Annotated in this window: 18 protein-coding genes; 6 read left to right on the top strand and 12 right to left on the bottom strand. The window is 73.9% G+C overall.

The window, feature by feature from the left end; translation table 11 throughout:
* Positions 1–95 precede the first annotated feature (95 nt).
* Positions 96–1,541: a glyceraldehyde-3-phosphate dehydrogenase gene (locus ACZ56B_RS24490; protein WP_468794552.1), complete on the bottom strand. Its 1,446-nt coding sequence runs from the start codon at positions 1,539–1,541 to the stop codon at positions 96–98.
* A gap of 211 nt (positions 1,542–1,752) precedes the next feature.
* Between ACZ56B_RS24490 and ACZ56B_RS24485 the strand changes: the two genes are divergently transcribed.
* On the top strand, positions 1,753–2,157 hold the full coding sequence (locus tag ACZ56B_RS24485; RefSeq protein WP_468794549.1) for an SseB family protein: 405 nt from the start codon (positions 1,753–1,755) through the stop codon (positions 2,155–2,157).
* Positions 2,158–2,193: 36 nt separating this feature from the next.
* On the opposite strand, the gene ACZ56B_RS24480 is transcribed toward ACZ56B_RS24485, so the two are convergent.
* The 5 genes from ACZ56B_RS24480 to ACZ56B_RS24460 form a co-directional block, all read right to left on the bottom strand.
* On the bottom strand, positions 2,194–2,583 hold the full coding sequence (locus tag ACZ56B_RS24480) for a MarR family winged helix-turn-helix transcriptional regulator (protein ID WP_468794546.1): 390 nt from the start codon (positions 2,581–2,583) through the stop codon (positions 2,194–2,196).
* A gap of 91 nt (positions 2,584–2,674) precedes the next feature.
* Positions 2,675–3,706 carry a LacI family DNA-binding transcriptional regulator gene (locus ACZ56B_RS24475; RefSeq protein ID WP_468794543.1) on the bottom strand — a complete coding sequence of 344 codons (1,032 nt, stop codon included), beginning with the start codon at positions 3,704–3,706 and terminating at the stop codon, positions 2,675–2,677.
* Complete coding sequence (locus tag ACZ56B_RS24470; RefSeq protein WP_468794540.1) at positions 3,703–4,608, bottom strand: carbohydrate ABC transporter permease; 906 nt, start codon at positions 4,606–4,608, stop codon at positions 3,703–3,705. The genes ACZ56B_RS24475 and ACZ56B_RS24470 overlap by 4 nt, the downstream gene beginning before the upstream one ends.
* A complete protein-coding gene (locus tag ACZ56B_RS24465) occupies positions 4,605–5,543 on the bottom strand; it encodes a carbohydrate ABC transporter permease (protein WP_468794537.1) in 939 nt (312 codons plus the stop codon). The genes ACZ56B_RS24470 and ACZ56B_RS24465 overlap by 4 nt, the downstream gene beginning before the upstream one ends.
* Positions 5,540–6,859: an ABC transporter substrate-binding protein gene (locus ACZ56B_RS24460; protein ID WP_468794534.1), complete on the bottom strand. Its 1,320-nt coding sequence runs from the start codon at positions 6,857–6,859 to the stop codon at positions 5,540–5,542. The genes ACZ56B_RS24465 and ACZ56B_RS24460 overlap by 4 nt, the downstream gene beginning before the upstream one ends.
* A gap of 183 nt (positions 6,860–7,042) precedes the next feature.
* Between ACZ56B_RS24460 and ACZ56B_RS24455 the strand changes: the two genes are divergently transcribed.
* The 3 genes from ACZ56B_RS24455 to ACZ56B_RS24445 all read left to right on the top strand — a co-directional run bounded on the left by ACZ56B_RS24455 (position 7,043) and on the right by ACZ56B_RS24445 (position 11,172).
* Positions 7,043–9,064, top strand: coding sequence for a beta-galactosidase (locus ACZ56B_RS24455; RefSeq protein WP_468794531.1), 2,022 nt, complete (start codon positions 7,043–7,045; stop codon positions 9,062–9,064).
* 116 nt (positions 9,065–9,180) lie between these two features.
* A complete protein-coding gene (locus tag ACZ56B_RS24450; RefSeq protein ID WP_468794528.1) occupies positions 9,181–10,740 on the top strand; it encodes a glycoside hydrolase family 53 protein in 1,560 nt (519 codons plus the stop codon).
* Positions 10,741–10,914: 174 nt separating this feature from the next.
* Complete coding sequence (locus tag ACZ56B_RS24445; protein WP_468794525.1) at positions 10,915–11,172, top strand: helix-turn-helix domain-containing protein; 258 nt, start codon at positions 10,915–10,917, stop codon at positions 11,170–11,172.
* A gap of 48 nt (positions 11,173–11,220) precedes the next feature.
* On the opposite strand, the gene ACZ56B_RS24440 is transcribed toward ACZ56B_RS24445, so the two are convergent.
* Positions 11,221–12,477 (bottom strand): D-alanyl-D-alanine carboxypeptidase family protein, encoded by a 1,257-nt coding sequence (locus ACZ56B_RS24440; protein WP_468794522.1) that lies wholly within the window; start codon positions 12,475–12,477, stop codon positions 11,221–11,223.
* Positions 12,478–12,757: 280 nt separating this feature from the next.
* On the bottom strand, positions 12,758–13,156 hold the full coding sequence (locus tag ACZ56B_RS24435; RefSeq protein WP_468794519.1) for a nuclear transport factor 2 family protein: 399 nt from the start codon (positions 13,154–13,156) through the stop codon (positions 12,758–12,760).
* A gap of 69 nt (positions 13,157–13,225) precedes the next feature.
* Here ACZ56B_RS24435 and ACZ56B_RS24430 point away from each other — a divergent pair, with 69 nt between their 5' ends.
* Together ACZ56B_RS24430 and ACZ56B_RS24425 are read left to right on the top strand one after the other, a co-directional pair.
* Positions 13,226–13,789 carry a PadR family transcriptional regulator gene (locus ACZ56B_RS24430; RefSeq protein ID WP_468794516.1) on the top strand — a complete coding sequence of 188 codons (564 nt, stop codon included), beginning with the start codon at positions 13,226–13,228 and terminating at the stop codon, positions 13,787–13,789.
* A 4-nt stretch (positions 13,790–13,793) separates the two neighbouring features.
* Entirely contained in the window at positions 13,794–14,522 is a 729-nt protein-coding gene (locus ACZ56B_RS24425; protein ID WP_468794513.1) for a class I SAM-dependent methyltransferase, read from the top strand.
* A gap of 55 nt (positions 14,523–14,577) precedes the next feature.
* Here ACZ56B_RS24425 and ACZ56B_RS24420 read toward each other — a convergent pair whose 3' ends face one another.
* The 4 genes from ACZ56B_RS24420 to ACZ56B_RS24405 all read right to left on the bottom strand — a co-directional run bounded on the left by ACZ56B_RS24420 (position 14,578) and on the right by ACZ56B_RS24405 (position 18,540).
* A complete protein-coding gene (locus tag ACZ56B_RS24420; protein ID WP_468794510.1) occupies positions 14,578–15,744 on the bottom strand; it encodes a serine hydrolase domain-containing protein in 1,167 nt (388 codons plus the stop codon).
* 114 nt (positions 15,745–15,858) lie between these two features.
* The gene (locus tag ACZ56B_RS24415) at positions 15,859–16,827 is read right to left on the bottom strand and encodes an acetylxylan esterase (protein WP_468794507.1); all 969 of its coding nucleotides are present in this window, start codon (positions 16,825–16,827) and stop codon (positions 15,859–15,861) included.
* Positions 16,828–17,080: 253 nt separating this feature from the next.
* Complete coding sequence (locus tag ACZ56B_RS24410; protein ID WP_468794504.1) at positions 17,081–17,668, bottom strand: Rv1733c family protein; 588 nt, start codon at positions 17,666–17,668, stop codon at positions 17,081–17,083.
* 152 nt (positions 17,669–17,820) lie between these two features.
* Entirely contained in the window at positions 17,821–18,540 is a 720-nt protein-coding gene (locus ACZ56B_RS24405) for a ferredoxin reductase (RefSeq protein ID WP_468794501.1), read from the bottom strand.
* Positions 18,541–18,639 lie beyond the last annotated feature (99 nt).

Below are 18,639 nucleotides of genomic sequence, written 5' to 3'. Positions count from 1 at the left end.
CTTTGCAGGGGGGGGGGGGGGTTGGGTCGGGGCAGGGCGGGGGGGGGGGGCGGTCCCCCCCCCCCCCCCCGCGGGGGTGCTCCCGTGCTCCCGGGTCAGGCCTCCGGAGCCGGGTACGTCGGGTACTCCACCCCGGAGACGTGCTGGACGACGCGGACCACCTGGCAGGAGTAGCCGAACTCGTTGTCGTACCAGAGGTAGAGGATGGCGTTGTCGCCCTCGACCTTCAGGGCGCCGGCGTCGACGATCGAGGCGTGGCGCGAGCCGATGAAGTCGCTGGAGACCGCGTCGGGGGCGCTGATGAAGTCGATCTGCCGCTTCAGCGGCGAGGTCAGCGACACGTTGCGCAGGTAGTCGAGGACCTCCCGGCGGTCGGTCGCCCGGCCCAGCCGGAGGTTGAGGATCGCGATCGAGACGTCCGGCACCGGGACCCGGATCGAGCTGCCGGTGATGGTCGCCTCGAGGTCGGGCAGCGCCTTGGCGACGGCGGAGGCGGCACCGGTCTCGGTGATCACCATGTTGAGCGGCGCGGACCGGCCGCGGCGGTCCGACTTGTGGTAGTTGTCCAGCAGGTTCTGGTCGTTGGTGAACGAGTGGACGGTCTCGACGTGGCCGCTCAGCACGCCGTACTCGTCCGCCATCGCCTTCAGCGGCGGGACGATCGCGTTGGTGGTGCAGGACGCGCAGGACAGGATCCGCTCGTCCGGCTTGAGGGTGTCGTGGTTGACGCCGTGCACGATGTTGGGCACGTCGCCCTTGCCGGGCGCGGTCAGCACCACCTTGTCGATGCCGGGACGCAGGTGCTGCGAGAGGCCCGCGCGGTCGCGCCACTTGCCGGTGTTGTCGATGAGGATGGCGTTCTTGATGCCGTACGCCGTGTAGTCGATCTCCGACGGGTCACCGGCGTGGATCACCTTGACGGTGTTGCCGTTGGCGATGATCGTGCTGTTCGCCTCGTCGACGGTGATCGTGCCCTGGAACTGTCCGTGCACGGAGTCGCGGCGCAGCAGCGAGGCCCGCTTGACGAGGTCCTGCTCGCCGCCCCGGCGGACCACGATGGCGCGCAGCCTGAGGCCGTTGCCGGAGCCGGCCTTCTCGATGAGCAGGCGGGCCAGGAGCCGGCCGATGCGGCCGAAGCCGTAGAGGACGACGTCGCGCGGTTCACGGCGGTCGATCTTGTTGGCGCCGGTGGCGCCGGCGACGGCCTCGGCGGTGAACTCCGCCACCGACAGGCCCCGGTCGTCGGCGCGGTAGGTCGCGGCCAGCATGCCGATGTCGATCTGGGAGGGTCCGAGGTCGAGCGTGGTGAGCGCCTGCAGGAAGGGCAGCGTCTCGGTGACCGAGAGCTCCTCGCCGGCGATCTGCCGGGCGAAGCGGTGGGTCTTGAGGATGCTGACCACCGACTTGTTCACCAAGGAGCGGCTGTGCAGCAGGACGGTGACGTCCCGCTCGCGGTGCAGCTTCCCGATGATCGGGATCATCGACTCCGCGATCTCCTCGCGGTGCTTCCAGTTGGTGAACGAGTCTTCGTTGACAGTCACAGGATCATCTTTCGAGCTAGACGGCGCTCATATGATAGCCATGGCGTCGGCGGGGGCCGGAGGGGGTGCGGTTCCGGTCCCGGCCACCGCCGGGGAACACGGCGGCCCCGCAGGGTTGCGCCCTGGGCGATCGGGTACGCGTCCAGCACCGTGCCGGGGCCGGACCATGTCCCGGGCGGACCGAAGAACCGCCGCTACCAGGGAATCTGTCATGGAAACACCTGCGCACGAGAACAACGCCCCCACACCCGCCCAGCAGGCTCTGGACGTCCTCGCGGAGAACACCGAGGACACGGCGGCGCTGGACGCCCTCGCGAACAGCGACGTCCTGATCCCGGTGCCCGACGACGCCGGCGACGGCGAGGCGGCCGACCCGGGCATGGTGGCGCTCCCGGTGCTGGAGCAGCCGGGCGGCACGCAGGTGGTGCCCGTGTTCACCTCCGAACTGGAGATGGCCGGGCTGCTGCCGTTCGTGTCCCGCTACCGCCTGGTCCCGCTCGGCGCGCTCGCCGCGCAGTGGCCGGCCGAGGACCTGTCCCTCACCATCGACGGCAGCTCCGAGCACCGTCTGACGCTCACCTCGGAGGGAGTGCGCACGCTGCTGGCCCGGCCGTAGCCCCCGGACCCCCGGAGGTCCCGGCGCCCCGTACGCCTACCCGCCCAGCCCGCGGGCCAGGGCGGCGCGCTGCACCGGCAGCACCGCGGCGTGCAGGTCGCGGCCCTTCCGCGTGAGCGTCACGTACACGCCGCGCCGGTCCTCCGCACACACCCCGCGCTCGACCAGGCCGTCCCTCTCCAGCCGGGCGATGAGGCGGGACAGCGCGCTCTGGCTGAGGTGGACCCGGCCCACCAGGTTCTGCACCCGGCAGCGCTCGCCCGTCGGGGGCGGCGTGGTCGCGAGCAGGTCGAGCACCTCGAAATCGGAGGCGCCCAGGCCGTACGGGTGCAGCGCGCGGTCGATCTCGCCCAGGGTGCGGGCGTGCACCGCGAGGATCTCCCGCCACCGCTCCTCGGGCCGGGCCCCGGCCGTGTTCGCCGCCATACCCGAACGGTAACACCAGTTCGATATTCAACGACCGGGTGCGCGGCGCGGCTTCCGCGCCCGGCCCGGGACGGGCCGTTCCGGGAACGGCCTACGTCGACTCCCGCTTCACCAGCTCCGTCGGCAGGATCACCGCCGCCGGGTCCTCACCGCCCATCTGGGCCAGCAGCACCCGCACCATCTCCGCGCTGATGCGGTCCCAGGGCTGGCGGATGGTGGTGAGCTCCGGGCTGGCGGCGACGGCCGCGGGGGAGTCGTCGAAACCGCCGACCGCCACGTCCTCGGGGACGCGGCGTCCCGCGCGGTGCAGCGCCGTCAGCACGCCCTGGGCCATCAGGTCGGAGGCGACGAACACGGCGTCGACGTCCGGCGCCTGCGCCAGCAGCCGCTCCGCGCCCGCCTCGCCGCTGGCCCGGCTGTAGTCGCCGGAGACCACGAGCCGCTCGTCGGTCTCCACGCCCGCCTCGGCGAGCACCTCCCGGTAACCGGCGAGGCGCTCCACACCGCCGGGGGTGTCCAGCGGGCCGGTCACCACGCCGATCCGCCGCCGCCCCAGCGCCAGCAGGTGCCGCACCATGTCGCGGGCGCCGTCCCGGTCGTCGGCGGCCACGTAGCTCACCTTCGAGCCCAGCCCGATCGGCTTGCCGCAGGCGACCAGCGGCACGCCCGCCGCCCGCAGCTGCTCGGCCACCGGGTCGCCCGAGTGGCTGGAGACCAGCAGCACCCCGTCGACGTGCCCGGCGGTGATGTACCGCGTGATGCGCCGCCGTTCGTCGTCCGTGCCGGCCAGCATCAGCAGCAGCGGGATGTCGTGCGCGGCCAGCGCCTGGGTGCAGCCGCGCAGCAGGACGTTGAAGTTGGGGTCCTCGAAGAACCGCTCCTGCGGCTCGGTGAGCAGGAAGCCCACCGAGTCCGAACGACCGGTGATCAGCGACCGGGCGTGCCGGTTGACGACGTAACCCGTCTTGCGGATCGCGGCGTTGACGGCCTCCGCGGCGGCCGGGCTGACGTAGTGGCCGCCGTTGAGCACCCGCGAGACGGTGCCGCGCGAGACACCGGCCTCGCGCGCCACGTCGTGGATCGTCGGCGGCCTGCGCCTGCCCCCCGTGTTGCCCATGGTCATGACTTTACGGCCCCGGAGAGCAGGTCCAGGCTCCAGAACCGCTGGACGACCAGGAAGAGGGCGACCAGCGGGAGGACCGCGAGGAACGCACCGGTGATCACCAGGGTGTACAGGGCCGGGGTGTTGGCCCCCTGCTCGAGCAGGGTGTACAGACCGAGTGTGATCGGGAACTTCTCGTCGTCGCTGAGCATGATGTACGGCAGCAGGAAGTTGTTCCAGACCGCCACGAACTGGAACAGGAAGACCGTGACCAGTCCGGGCACCATCATCGGCAGCGCGACCCGGGTGAAGATCCGCCACTCGCCCGCGCCGTCCATCCGCCCGGCCTCCACCACGTCGGCCGGCACCGCGGCCGCGGTGTAGATCCGCGCGAGGTAGACGCCGTACGGGGAGAGGATCTGCGGCAGCAGCACCGCCAGGTGGGAGTCGGTGAGGCCGGCCTTCGCCAGGAGCAGGTACTGCGGGACGGCGAGGATCACCGGTGGCATCAGCACGCCAGCGAGCAGCACGTTGAACAGCGTCTCGCGGCCCCGGAAGCGGTAGGTCGCCAGCGCGTAGCCGCTGACCGCCGACACGCACGTCGACAGCAGCGCGCCCAGCCCGGCGTACAGGGCGGAGTTGCCCATCCACCGCCAGTAGACGCCGTCGCGGTAGGCGCTCAGGTCGGAGAGGTTCCCGGCGAATCCGGTGCCCGGCCAGAACGTGAAGGTGGAGAACAGCTCCCGGCCGGACTTGGTGGACGCGACGACCACCCAGGCGACCGGCAGCAGGCAGTAGAGCGCACCGAGCAGCAGGGTCAGCGTCGGGACCGGCGCGATCCGGCGGCGTCGCGCCGGACCCCGGACCGTGCCGGGTGCGGTGCCGGTCTCGGGACCGGTCCTGTACGGGGCGGGGGAACTCATCGGGCGGCTCCTCGACGGTCGTCCCGCTTGCCGCGCCGGTCGGCGGCCCGCAGGAAGCCGAAGGACAGCATCAGGGTGACCAGCGCGATGAGGGTCGCCTGGGCCGCGGCGGCGTGGATGTCGCCGTTGCCGAAGGCGTCCTGGTACACCTTCATCAGCGGACTCCAGGTGGTGGACACGGAGTTGGTGAGCGGTTTGAGGGTGGTCGGTTCGTTGAACACCTGGAGCGTGGCGATGATCGAGAAGAAGAAGGTCAGCACCAGCGACGGCGCCACCATCGGGATCTTGATCCGCAGGGCGATCTGCAGCGGGGTGGCGCCGTCCAGCTTCGCCGCCTCGTGGACCTCGGCCGGGATGGCCCGCAGCGCGGTGTAGATGACGATCATGTTGAAGCCGGTGCCGCCCCAGACCGCGATGTTCGACAGCGCCAGGTACAGCGGACCGCCGTCCAGCAGGTCCGGCTGCGGCAGGCCCAGCCTGTCGAGCACGAAGTGGAAGGGGCTCACGTCCGGCAGGTAGAGGAAGCCCCACAGCAGGGCCGCCACCACGCCGGGAATGGCGTACGGCAGGAAGATCGCGAGCCGGGTGAAGGGGGCGAGCCGCACCTTCTCGGAGTCGAGCATCAGCGCGAACAGCAGGGCGAGGCCCAGCATGACCGGCACCACGATGCAGCCGTAGCCGAGCACGCGCAGCGCGCCGTCGAGCAGCTCGCCGTCGGACAGGGCGCCGGTGTAGTTCTCCAGGCCGGCCCAGACCTCCTCGCGGGCGCCGGACCCCAGGCCCAGGCCGGAGACCCGCGCCTTGCGGAGGCTGAGCCAGACCGCGTACCCGATGGGCAGCGCGAAGAACAGGAGGAACAAGGCGGTCGCGGGGACGAGGAAGAGGTACGGGGCTTTCTGGACCCCGTACGGCCTCCGGCGTGCTGCGGACCTCACCGAGCGACCCCGAAGCCCTGCTTCTCCAGGTCGGCGACCGTCTTCTCCTGCATGGTCTCCAGGGCGGCGGTGAAGTCCGACTTGTTCCTCGCGGCGGCGCCGAAGGCGTCCTTGAACGCCGTGTAGGCGACGTTGACGTTCGGGCCCCAGGCGGACGGCGCGGTGGTCTCCGCGATGTCGGCGGCCTTCCGGTAGAAGTCGGGCTGGTTGGAGAAGTACTCCGGCGGCTCGGTGAAGGCGCCGCTGAGCTGGGCCGAGGTGGAGGCCGGGTAGATGCCGCTCTCCTTGGCCAGCGCGTTGAGGGCGTCGCGGTCGGTGTTCAGCCAGGCGGCGAACTTGGCGGCGGCGTCCTTGTGCTCGGAGTCCGTGGTCACGGCGGTGGAGGAACCGCCCCAGCTGCCGGTGCGGTTCTCGCCGGCCGTCCACTGGGGCAGCGGGGCCATGGCCCACTTGCCCCTGGTGTCGGGCGCGGCCGTGGTCAGCGTGCCCGGCGCCCACACGGCGCTGACCCACGCGATCTGCTTGCCGGTGTTCAGCGCCTTGTTCCAGGCCGGGGTGTACATCGGCTGGTTGTCGATGGCGCCCTCCTCGACCAGGCCGCCCCAGAACTCGGCGACCTTCCGGGTGGCGGCGTCGTCGATGCCGACCTTCCACTTGTCCCCGGAGGCGGTCCACCACTGCGCGCCGGCCTGCTGGGCGAGGCCCGCGAACAGGCCGGAGTCGTTGGCGGAGAAGGTGGTCAGGTCCTTGTCGGGGGCCGCCTTCTTCAGCTTCCGCGCGGTCTCGGCGAACTCGTCCCAGGTCGCCGGGACGGCCAGGTCGTACTCCTCGAACAGGTCCTCACGGTAGTAGAACATCATCGGGCCGATGTCCTGCGGGACCGCGTAGACCGCGTCCGTGCCGAGCGTGGTCTGCTGCCAGACGCCGTCGGCGAACCTGTCCTTCACGTCGCCCACGCTCCCCGCTATGTCGGCCAGCGCGTCATTGCTGACCAAGGTGGGCAGCGCCTGGTACTCCGCCTGCACCAGGTCGGGCGCCTCGCCTGCCTTGTGCGCGGTGAGGATCTTGGTGACCAGCGTGTCGCCGGACGCCTGCTTCTTCACCGTGACGGTGATCCGCTCCTTCTTGCCCGGCCCCTCGTTCCACAGGTCCACGACCTCGTCCATGCCGGGAGCCCAGGTCCAGTACGTCAGTGAGACCGGGCCCGACCGGGTCTCGCCGTCGTCGTCGGACGAGCCGCAGGCGGCGAGCGCGGTGGCGCCGAGGGCGACGGCGACGGCGGAACTCACGAGGCGACGGCGCTTCGTGTACGGCATGGAACTCTCCCCTGACCTGGGGTCCCCGCCTGCTGCGGAGACCTGCCATGCTTCTGTGAGCGTTCACAGTAGAGAAACATCCCGGACACTTGTCAATGGTTGTTGCTGTGCGGTTATGTTGGCCTCACCGCGCCGGTGGTGTGTGTGTACGTTCACAAACGATCGAGTACATCGGGAGAATCCATGCCGGAGACCACCCCCAGGGGCCTCACCGGGCTCGCCTTCGGTGGGGACTACAACCCCGAGCAGTGGCCGGAAAGCGTCTGGCAGGAGGACGTCCGGCTGATGCGGGAGGCCGGCGTCACCCTGGTGAGCGTCGGGATCTTCTCCTGGGCCCTGCTGGAGCCCTCACCCGGCGCGCACGACTTCGGCTGGCTCGACCGCGTCCTGGACCTGCTGCACGAGAACGGCGTCCGCGTCGACCTGGGCACGCCCACCGTGGTGCCGCCGGCCTGGTTCTACCGCGCCCACCCCGAGGCGCTGCCCGTCACCGCCGAGGGCGTGCGGCTCGCGTTCGGCTCCCGCGGCGCCATCTGCCACAGCAACGCCGACTACCGGGCCGCCGCCGCGGACATCACCGCACGGCTCGCCGAACGCTACGGCGACCACCCCGCGCTCGCGATGTGGCACGTCCACAACGAGTACGGGGTGCCCGTCTCCGCCTGCTACTGCGACTCCTGCGCCGCCCACTTCCGCCGCTGGCTGGCGCGGGAGTACGGCACCGTCGACGCCGTCAACGAGGCCTGGGGGACCGCCTTCTGGGGCCAGCGCTACGCCTCCTTGGAGGAGATCGACCCGCCGCGCCTGACCTCGACGGTCGGCAATCCCGCCCAGGCGCTGGACTACCGGCGGTTCGCCGACGCCACCATGCGCGAGAACTTCACGGCCGAGCGGGACATCCTGCACCGCCTGTCCCCGGGGATCCCGGTGACCACCAACTTCATGACCGCCCTCAGCCAGTGCGACTCCGTCGACTACTGGGCCTGGGCCCGCGAGGTCGACCTCGTCACCAACGACCACTACCTGATCACCGACGGCCGCCGCACCCACGTCAACCTCGCGATGGCCGCCGACCTCACCCGTTCCGTGGCCGGCGGGGCCCCCTGGCTGCTGCTCGAACACTCCACCTCGGGCGTCAACTGGCAGCCCCGCAACCCCGCCAAGGCGCCCGGCCAGATGGCCCGCAACTCCCTCGCCCACGTGGCCCGCGGCTCCGACGGCGCCCTGTTCTTCCAGTGGCGCCAGTCCCGGCGCGGCGCCGAGAAGTTCCACTCCGCGATGGTGCCGCACGGCGGCACCGGCACCCGCGTCTGGCGCGAGGTGGTGGAACTCGGGGCGCACGTCGACGCGTTGGCCCCGGTCCGCGGCACCCGCACCGAGGCCGACGTCGCCGTGCTGTGGGACTGGCAGTCCTGGTGGGCGCAGAACCTCGACTGGCGGCCCAGCGAGGACCACGACGCCCGCGAACGCGCCGACGCCTTCTACGAGGCCCTCTACGACCGCCACCTCACCGTCGACTTCGCCCGCCCGGAAGCCGACCTGTCGGGGTACCCCCTGGTCGTCGTGCCCGCCCTGTACCTGATGACCCGGGCCGCCGGGGAGAACCTCCGCGCGTACGTGGAGAACGGCGGCACCCTCGTCGTGTCGTACTTCTCCGGCATCGTCGACGAGCACGACGCCGTGCACGAGGGCCCGTACCCGGGAGCCCTGCGCGACGTCCTGGGCCTGACCGTCGAGGAGTTCTCCCCACTGCTGGAGGGCGAGAAGGTGCGCCTGGCCGGTCCCGGCGGCCTGGAGGTCGGCGCCGACGTGTGGACGGAGTTCGTGGTGCCGCGCGGCGCCGAGACCGTCTGGACGTACGCCGACGGCCTCACCGCCGGGCACCCGGCCGTCACCCGGCACCGCCTCGGCGAGGGCACCGCCTGGTACGTCTCCACCCGCCTGGGCGCCGAGGGCCTGGACGCCCTGCTCGGCCGGGCGGCCGAGGACGCCTCCCTCACCCCGCGCGCCGGTCTGCCCCGCGACGTCGAAGTGGTGCGCCGCACCGGCGGGTCGGGCACCTTCCTGTTCGCGATCAACCACACCGCCACCGACGCCGAGGTGCCGCTGGAGACCGCCGGCACCGAACTGCTGACCGGTGAACGGGCCGCGGACCGCCTCGCGGTCCCGGCCGGAGCCGTCCGGGTCGTGCGACTCGACGGCTGAGCCGCGACTCCCCTCCGCCCGTGCGAGCACCCAGGCCGCGGGCGGAGGGGGCCCGCGCCCGCCTCCGGGCGCCGGGGCACCCCTCCTCCTCCCCGTCGAAGGGACGACGAACGGTCATGTTCCATCCCAGACGCATCCTCCGGGCCCTGCTGCCGCCGCTCGTGGCGGGGCTCGCCCTCACCGCCCTGCCCGCCCCGACCGCCACGGCCGCGAGCACGCTCGCCAACGGCGGCTTCGAGGCCGACGGTTCGGGCGCCGCCACACCGAGCGGCTGGTCCGAGCGCGGCGACACCGGCGCCTCGTTCTCCGAGCCCGGCGGCCGCGGCGGCGGTCACCGCCTGTCGCACTGGTCGCCCTCGGCCTACCGGACCGAGACGTACCAGCACCTGTCCGGGCTCCCCAACGGGGACCACCGGCTCACCGCCTGGGTGCGCTCCGGCGGCGGCCAGAACGCGGCGTACCTGGCGCTGAAGAACTGCGGCGGCGCCGAACAGCGCACCGACCTGCCGGTGTCCGCCGACGGCTGGATCCGCGTCGTCGTGCCGGTCAGGGTGACGAACCACCGGTGCACCGTCAGCGTCGTCAGCGACGCGAACGCGGGCGACTGGATCAACGTCGACGACCTGACCCTCACCCCGGGCACCTCCGGCCTGTCCGTCAAGGGCGCCGACATCTCCTCCCTGCCCAAGAGCGAGGCCGGGGGCGGGGTCTACCGGACCGCCTCCGGCACCGTCGGCGACGCGGTCGCGATCCTGAGGTCGGCCGGCATGAACCACGCCCGGCTGAAGGTCTGGGTGGACCCGGCCGACGGCTACAACGACAAGGCGCGCGTCCTGGCCATGGCCAAGCGGGTCAAGGCACGGGGCATGAAGCTGCTGGTCGACTTCCACTACTCGGACTCCTGGGCCGACCCGGGCAAGCAGACCAAGCCCGCCGCCTGGGCCGGACACGGCTACGGGCAGCTGAAGAAGGACGTGTACGACCACACGTACGACGTGCTCCGCGCCCTCAAGGCCCAGGGCACCACCGCCGACATGGTCCAGATCGGCAACGAGATCAACGGCGGCATGCTGTGGGACGAGGGCTCCACCGGCAACTGGCCCCAGCTCGCCGGCCTGCTCAACTCCGGCTACGACGCGGTCAAGGCGGTCGACCCGTCCACCGTCGCCGCGCTGCACCTCGCCGAGGGCGGCGACCTCGACGCCACCCGCTGGTGGTTCGACAACGCGGTCTCCCACGGCGTGCGGTTCGACGCCATCGGCCTGTCGTACTACGGCTACTGGCACGGCACGCTGCACGACTTCCAGACCACCCTGGACGACGCGGCCGCCCGCTACGGCAAACCCGTCTTCGTCGCCGAGACGGCCTACCCGTTCCGGCTGGACAGCGAGGACGCGCACGAGAACATCATCGACACCGCGGAGGAACTGGTCCCCGGCTACCCGGCGTCCCCGACCGGGCAGACCCGGTGGATGAACGACGTGGCGAGCATCGTGGAGGCCGTCCCGGGCGGCCGCGGCCTCGGCGTCTTCTACTGGGAGGCGACCTGGACCGCCCGCGCCGGCAACGGCTGGGACCCGGCCGACCCGTCCTCCGGCAACGGCTGGGAGAACCAGGCGCTGTTCGGCTACGACGACCGCGCGCTGCCCGCGACGGCGTGGTTCCGCCACCGGTGAGGCGCGGCGGACCGTGAGGCCCGGTCCCGGGCGGGCCCGTGCCGCCCGGGATCCGGCCGCACCGTCGCGGCTCGGGTCCCGGACCCACTGCCGGGGTCCGGGGGCGCGGGGCGCCGGACGCGGGACGGTGGAGGCGCCCCGGGGAGAGGCCGCCCGGGACGGCAGGGGGAGACGATGCTGAGGATTCCCGCCGCCGGGACGCGACTGCGCATCCCGGCGTGGCTGAAGGAGCCGGACGTCGCGGAGCGCGGTGCCACGGCGGACGCCGTGGCCGCCAGGTTCGGCCTGTCCCGTCCGGCCGCCCGCCCTCACCTCCGGCTGCTCACGGCCGCCGGCCTGCTGCGCGCCGGCCGCGGGGACGGCCCCCCGCCCCGCCGGCGCGACGAGGTGCGGATCGCCGAGGTGGCGCGGATGTTCGAGAAGGGCCGGTAGCCGGCCCGCGGCGGCCCGTGCCCGTCACGCCGCCGCGGCGGCCCGCCGTCAGTCCTTCGGCACGGAGCCCCGCCGCAGCCACAGGGACAGGGCCAGCACCGCGCCGCCCAGCAGTGCGACGCCCGCGACCGTCCAGGACACGGGCCGGCCCGGCCGGTCGGCGCCGCGTGCCGCCGGAGCCGGGGCGGGCTCCGCCTGCTGCCCGGGCAGCGGCCGGTCCCGCGGGGCGTCCGACGGGCCCACCGGGTCCGGCCGGTCCCGCGGGGCGTCCGACGGGTCCGGTGGGTCCGGCGGGTCCCGCAGGGCGTCCAGCGAGCCCACCGGTTCGACCCGCCCCGCCGCCTCGAACCCCCAGTCCAGCAGCGAGCGCGCCTCCTCGTACACCGCGTACGCACCGCCCGAGCGGGGGTTCATGACCGTCACCACCAGGGTGCGTCCGTCCCGCCGCGCGGCGGCCACGAGGGTGTGGCCGGCGTTGCTGGTGTAGCCGTTCTTGACGCCGATCAGCCCCCGGTAGGGTTCGACGCCGTCCGCTCCGGTGAGCAGCCGGTTGGTGTTCCGGATCTCGTACCAGCCGCCGTCGCGGCCCGGGAACCGCGCCTCGGTCCGGGCGCAGTACCGCGCGAACTCCGGGTCGCGCAGCCCCGCCCGGCCGAACACCGCCAGGTCGAACGCGGACGACACCTGCCCGGGCGCGTCGTAGCCGTCGGGCGACTCCACCCGGGTGTCGTGGGCGCCCAGGGCGCGGGCCCTGGCCTGCATGCGCTCGGCCGTGGCCTGCCAGCCTCCGCTGAGCGAGGCCAGGACGCGCACGGCGTCGTTGCCGGAGCTGAGGAAGACCCCGTTCCACAGGTCCGACACCCGGTACGTGCGCTCCTCGGCGACGCCGACGAGGCTGCTGCCGGGGCCGATGCCCCGCAGTTCCCGTGCGCTGACCCGGTGCCGGACGCCGGCCGGCAGTCCCGGCAGCACGGTGAGGGCGAACAGGGTCTTCAGGGTGCTGGCCGGCGGCAGCCTGCGGTGCGCGTCGTGGGCCGCGAGCACCGTGCCGGTGCCCGCGTCGGCCACCAGCCACGACTTGGCGGACAGGTCCGGGACCTCGGGTGCTTCCGCGCGCGGCCGGACCTGTGTGCCGGACCGGTGCAGCAGGGACGCCGGCGCGCCCGCCCGTGGTCCGGTGCCCGGTGACGGCCCGGGGCCCGCCCGCGTACCGGTGGTGGCCGCGGCGGGTGCGAGCGCCAGCAGGCCCGCCGTGCAGAGGGCGCAGGTGGACGCGGCGGCCCGCAAAGCAAATCTGACAGTCATATCGCAAACGTAGGAAGGGACGCCCGGGTCACCACGCTGCCCCGGCCGGAAGCCGTCCGGGAACACCCGGATGCCGCACGCCGCGGTGCCGGCCGCCGGCAGGGCCGGCCGGACGCGCCGCGGGAACGTCGCGCCACTGGGGCCCGCGCAGCCGCCCCGGCGGCGTCCGCGGGCCGGACACGCCCGTCACGGGACGCGGGCCCCGGGCGCGCCGCGTGCCGACGGGGGCGCCTCCGCGCGCCGCTCCCGCACGCGCGGCGGCCCCCGCTCCCGCGCCCGTTCAGGCCGGGCGCTCCTGCGCCTGCCGCGCGATCCGCTCGAACCGCGCCCCCATGGCCGCCGCCAGCGCCTGCGCGCCCGACAGCGGGCGCACCATCACCGTGAGGGCGTCGATGAGTCCGTCGTCGCCGACGTGGAGGAAGTCGCAGCCCTCGATCTCGCGGTCGCCCACGCGCGCGGTGAAGACCAGCGCGTGGTCGCGACCGCCCGCGTCGCCGATCTCGCGCACGTAGCGGAAGTCCTCGAAGACCTCCGCGACCGCCCGCAGGATCGCCCCGGTGACCGGCTTGCCGGTGTACGGCCTGAACACGACGGGGCTGGTGAAGACGACGTCCTCCGCCAGCAGCGCCACGGCGGCGTCGAGGTCCCCGGCCTCGACGGCCTTCCGGAATGCCTGCATCGGGGCTCCTATGGTCAACTAATTGAATAGGTGCGTAGGAGACTAGTCATCCGCTGTTAACGTGTCCACATGTCCCTCAAGTACGCCGTCCTGGCCGCCCTCCTGGAGGGCGAGGCCTCGGGTTACGAGCTGTCCAAGATCTTCGACGTCTCGTTCGCCAACTTCTGGGCCTCCACCCCGCAGCAGCTCTACCGGGAGCTGGAGCGGCTGACGCGGGACGGGCTGGTCGAGGCCCGGGTGGTCCGGCAGGAACGGCGGCCGGACAAGCGGATGTTCACCCTCACCGAGGCCGGCCGCGAGGACCTGCGCGCCTTCGCCGCCGAGCCGCCCCGGCGGCCCACCGCCGTCCGCGACGAACTGCTGATCAAGATCCAGGCCATGGACGGCACGGACCCCGGGGCGACCCGCGCCCTGGTCGAGGAGCGGATGGCGTGGGCGCGCGGCAAGCTCGCCCGCTACGAGCGGATGCGCGAACGCCTGCTGGATGGCCGCCCGGAGGAGCGGTACCTGCGGGAGACGGACCGGATCGGGCCGTACCTCACGCTGATGGGAGGGATCGCCTTCGAGGAGGAGAACCTGCGCTGGTGCGAGCGCGTCCTGGCGGTCCTGCGGCAGCGGACCCCCCTGGGCTGATCCGGTGTTCGGTCCCGACGGCCCCCGTCTGCGCGAGCTCGCCGTCCAGGCGCTGTCGTCCGTGGAGCACGGCTACGACCTCCTCGCGCCGAAGTTCGACCGCACCCCCTTCCGCACGCCCGACCGGGTGCTCGACGCCACCGCCTCGGTGCTGCGTTCCCTGGGGCCCTTCGACGCCGGGCTCGACCTGTGCTGCGGCACCGGCGCGGGCACCGGTGTGCTCAGGCGGGTCTGCCGGGGGAGCGTCACCGGGGTGGACCTCAGCGCCGGCATGCTGGCCGTCGCCCGGGAGCGCGCCGGGTCCGCCGGACCGCCGGTCGCCTGGGTGCGGGCGGACGCGCGGGCGCTGCCGTTCCGGTCCGCCTTCGACCTGGTGGTGAGCTTCGGGGCGTTCGGCCACTTCCTGCCGCGCGAGCTGCCGGGCCTGTTCGCGCAGGTCCACTCGGTGCTGCGGCCGGGGGGCCGTTTCGTCTTCCCCGTGGCCGCGCCGCCCCGGCCGGGCTCGCCCGGCCACGCGGTGCTGCTCGGATTCGACGCGGTGATGCGGGTGCGCAACGCCGTGTGGCGTCCGCCGTTCGTCATGTACTACCGGACGTTCCGCTTCGGTGCCGTCCGGCGCGAACTGGCCCGGGCGGGCTTCGGTGTGGAGTTCCACGCCCTGCCCGCCCTCGGCCGGCGGCGGGACGGCAGTCCGCGCGTGCGCCTGGTCGTCGCGAGGCGGCCGCAGGCGTAGCGAGCCGCGTCCCCCGCGGCCGCTCGGGCTCGTCGCGCCCCACGCCCACCACCTGTCACAGCGCGCCGTACAGGGCGTCGACCAGGGCCGTCTTGCGGGGGTCGTCGGCGATGCGGGTCCCCATCCGGTTCATCGTGTAGCCCAGCGAGACACCCGCCTCCGGGTCGGACAGCCCGCAGGAGCCGCCGAACCCGTCGTGTCCGAAAGCCCGCGGGTTCGGTCCGTACGAGCCGTTCCGCCCGCTGAGCCACAGGCCGAGCCCGATCTCGGTCTCGTACCGGAAACCGGCGCCGAGCACCAGGTCCCGGCAGGCGCCCTGTCCCTCGCGCACCCGCTCGGCCGCCTGCGGGGACAGCAGGCGGTGGCCACCGTACGCGCCGCGCCCCGCGAAGACCGCGTACAGCGCGGCGACGGCCCGTGCGGTGCCGTGGCCGTTCGCGGCCGGTATCTCGGCGGCCCGCCACTCGGGCGTGTTCGCGCCCGCCGCGCCCACCGCCGGGTTGGTCAGTGCCGCGACGGCCGCGGGCGCGGGCCGGCCGAACGGCTCCGCCGGCCCGGCGCCGCGCCGGACCGGGGACTGCACCAGCTCGGCCGCCCGGCCGGCGTCCTCGGCCGGCAGGCCGATGGTGAAGCCGATCCCCAGCGGCCCGGTCACCTCCCGCTCCAGGAAGGCTCCGGGCAGCAGCCCCGACACCCGTCGCACCACTTCGCCGACCAGGTGACCGTACGTCAGCGCGTGGTACCCGGACCGCGTTCCCGGCTCCCACCAGGGCTCCGTCGCCGCGAGCCGCCGGGTGGTCAGCTCCCAGTCGCAGAGCTGCGCGAACGAGTGCGGCTCGCGCAGTCCGGGCAGCCCGGCGCGGTGCGAGAGCAGGTGGCGCACCAGGACCTTCTCCTTGCCCGCCGCGGCGAACTCCGGCCAGTACGCGGCCACCGGCGCGTCGAGGTCGAGCAGCCCCCGGTCGGCGAGCACGTGGGCGCACAGGGCCACCGGGCCCTTGGAGGTCGACCACACGTTGACCCGCGTGTCCCGCTCCCAGGGCCGGGTGCGCGCCGCGTCGGCCCAGCCGCCCCACAGGTCCACCACCGTCTCGCCGTCCAGGACGACGGCCACCGCGGCGCCCAGCTCCCCCCGTTCGCGGAAGTTCTCCTCGAACGCCGCCCGCACCGCCGCGAAACGCGGCGCGCAGTGACCGTGGACGCGTACCTCGTGCTCGGACATGGGCCCTCCGTCGGCCGTCGGAAAGCCCGGGCCGCGGCGCCGGGCCCGGGCAGCAGGAACATACCGACCGGTCGGACCAGAGGGAAGGGCGCCGACGCGGGGCGAGCGGCCGCCTCAGGCGTACGAGCGCATCCAACGCAGCTTGGCCGCCTCCTGGAACGGGCCGCCGCCCTCGTGGTCGTTGAAGTCGTACACCTCGATCGCCTTGTCCTCGTGGGCCCAGGCGTTGAAGGCGGCGAAGACGGTCGAGGGCGGGCAGGTCTGGTCCTCCAGGGCCGCCGAGAACAGGGCGGGCGCACGGCCGCGGGCGGCGAAGTGCACGCCGTCGAAGTAGGACAGGGTGCGCAGGGCCTCCTCGAAGCGGCCGCGGTGCGTCTTGAGGTAGAGGCCGACCTCCCGGTACGGGTGCCGGTCGGTGAGCGTCGTCGCGCGCGGGAAGTCGCACAGGAACGGCACGTCCGGCGCGACGCCCGCCAGGTCCGGGACCAGACCGCCCACCGCGAGGGCGATGCCGCCGCCCTGGCTGGCGCCCACGGCCACCGTGCGCCGTTCGTCGGTCAGCGGGTGCGCACGGGCCGCCTCCACCGCGCGCACGGCGTCCGTGAAGACCCGGCGGTAGTAGTAGTTCTCGGGCGCGTCGATGCCGCGGGTCATGAACCCGGGGTACGCGGGCGCCCCGCCCACCGGGTCCGGGGTGCCGCCGCCGGCGCCCCAGGCGCTGCCCTGGCCGCGGGTGTCCATCACGAAGTGGGCCCGGCCCGTGGACGCCCACAGCAGGTGCTCGTGGGGCAGTCCGCGGCCGCCGCCGTAGCCGATGAACTCCACCACCAGCGGCAGCGGGGCGTCGGCGTCGGCGGGCAGCGTCAGCCAGCCCTTGACGGGGTGACCGCCGAACCCGGCGAACGTCACGTCGAGGACCCGCACCGTGGACAGCCCCGTGTCGACCGGCTCGAAACGGGCGTCGAGAGCGTGCCCGCGCGCCTCGTCGAGCGTCTTGGACCAGAACGCGTCGAAGTCCTCGGGCGCCGTGGACTCGCTGCGGTACGCGCGCAGTTCGGCGAGGGGAAGGTCGAACAGGGCCATCGGGGACCGCCTTTGCGAGGAGACAGTGCGCAGCGAGGACACCGTACGTGGGCCGGGGGAGGAACGGCCAGCGTCCGCACGCTCCTTCCCCACTTGATCCCGAAGGGAAGGGCCGCAGGTGGGAGGCGTGGCAAGCGTTTTCTCCCGATCGGTCCGCGGCAGCCGCCCGAAGGGCGCCGGGGCGGGGCTGCGGCGCTCGCGCCGACGGCGGCCCGGCGGGCCCGCGGCGCCGACGGGCGCAGGACCGCAGCCCTCATCGGATCCCGCGCCGGGCCCACTCCGGCTCCGTACGGGCCCACGCCCGCTCCCACTCCGCCAGCCGGCGGCGCATCGCCGTCCCGCGCACCGCCCGGTGCACCAGGAGCACCCCGGCCGCGAAGACCCCCGCGGCGAAGACGCCCATGCCGATGCCGTGCTGCCACACCGAGGCGTCGTCGACCGGGGGCGGCACGTTGCGTCCCCGGGAGTCGAACCACACGTGCACCACGTCCCCGGGGCGTGCCTTCGCGGGGACGCGCGCGACGGCGGTGCGCCGGCCCTCGCCCGGTTCCGTCCAGCGCACGGTCGCGCGGGGCACGCGCTGCTCGTCCGCCCGGGAGGAGGGCCCGGCCCCGGCGGACCGCTCCACGACCTCGGCGCGCACCCGGTGACGATCGGCGCGCTGCTCCTCGGCGGTCGCCCGCGCCTCGCCGTGGGCCCACCGGGCGGTGACCGTCCCCATCAGCGGGGCCCCCACGCACACCAGCACGGCGACGGCCACCGCCGTCCACGCCTCGACCACGTCCGACCGGCGCCGCAGCGGATTGCGCCCCCGGGACCGGACGCGCCACCGCGTCCGCATGCCGACCTCCTCACCGTCACGCAACCGGGCCGGGCGGCCGACGGGACGTCCTGCCGCTCCCGTCGTCGCACACGGCACGCGTGCGACCGGCCCCGGTCAGGGGTGCCCGGACGCCCCGGTGCGAAACGGCGGGCCGGAACCGGTGCGGGCGGTCAGCCGAAGCGCTCGATGCGGATCCGGTCCACGGGCTGTCCGGCGGCCACCAGCAGCCGGGAGGCGTGCTCGGCGAAGGCGTTGGAACCGCACACATAGGCTTCCCACCCACCGGGAGGCCGCTCGGCCAGGAGCGGCGCCACATGGGCGGCCGTCATACGTCCCACGGCCACACCCTCCGGCGCGCTCCGCGTGAACACCGGTGTGGTCTCCGCGCCGAACTCCCGCGCGTAGATCAGCTCCTCGGGGCTGCGCGCCGACACCAGCAGCCGCAGCGGCACGGTCAGGCCCCGGGCCCGGTGGTGCCGGACCATCGACATCAGCGGGACCACCCCGGATCCGGCGCCCACCAGCAGCGCGGGCCGGTCGCCCGGCCAGGCGAAGAAGCCGCTGAGCGGGCCGCGCACCTCCACCCGGTCGCCGGGCCGGGCCACGGTGTGGAACCAGCCCGAGACCTCGCCGTCCTCGACGTGGTCCAGCGTCAGTTCGAGGTGCCCGGAGTCGTCCGGCGCGGACGCGATCGAGTAGTGGCGCTGGGCCGTGTACCCGTCCGCCGCGGTCAGCCGCAGCAGAAGGTGCTGGCCGGGCAGGTGCCCCGGCCAGTCGGGCACGGCGAACCGGAAGGTCGCGGCGCGCGGTGTCTCGCGGCGGATCCCGGTCAGGGTCGCCGTGCGCCACACCGAGGCGGTCTGCTCGCTCACGCCGATGCGCCCGGGCACGGCGAACCGCGTCGGCGGGGTGAAACGCCCCGGCGCGTCCCCCGCGGGCCCCTGCGCCCCTCGTGCCGCTCGCTCCGCGGGGACCGCCCCCGTCCCGGC

It is taken from the genome of Streptomyces sp. NPDC034670, from assembly GCF_055574875.1.
This window is presented reverse-complemented; position numbering and strand designations above follow the sequence as displayed.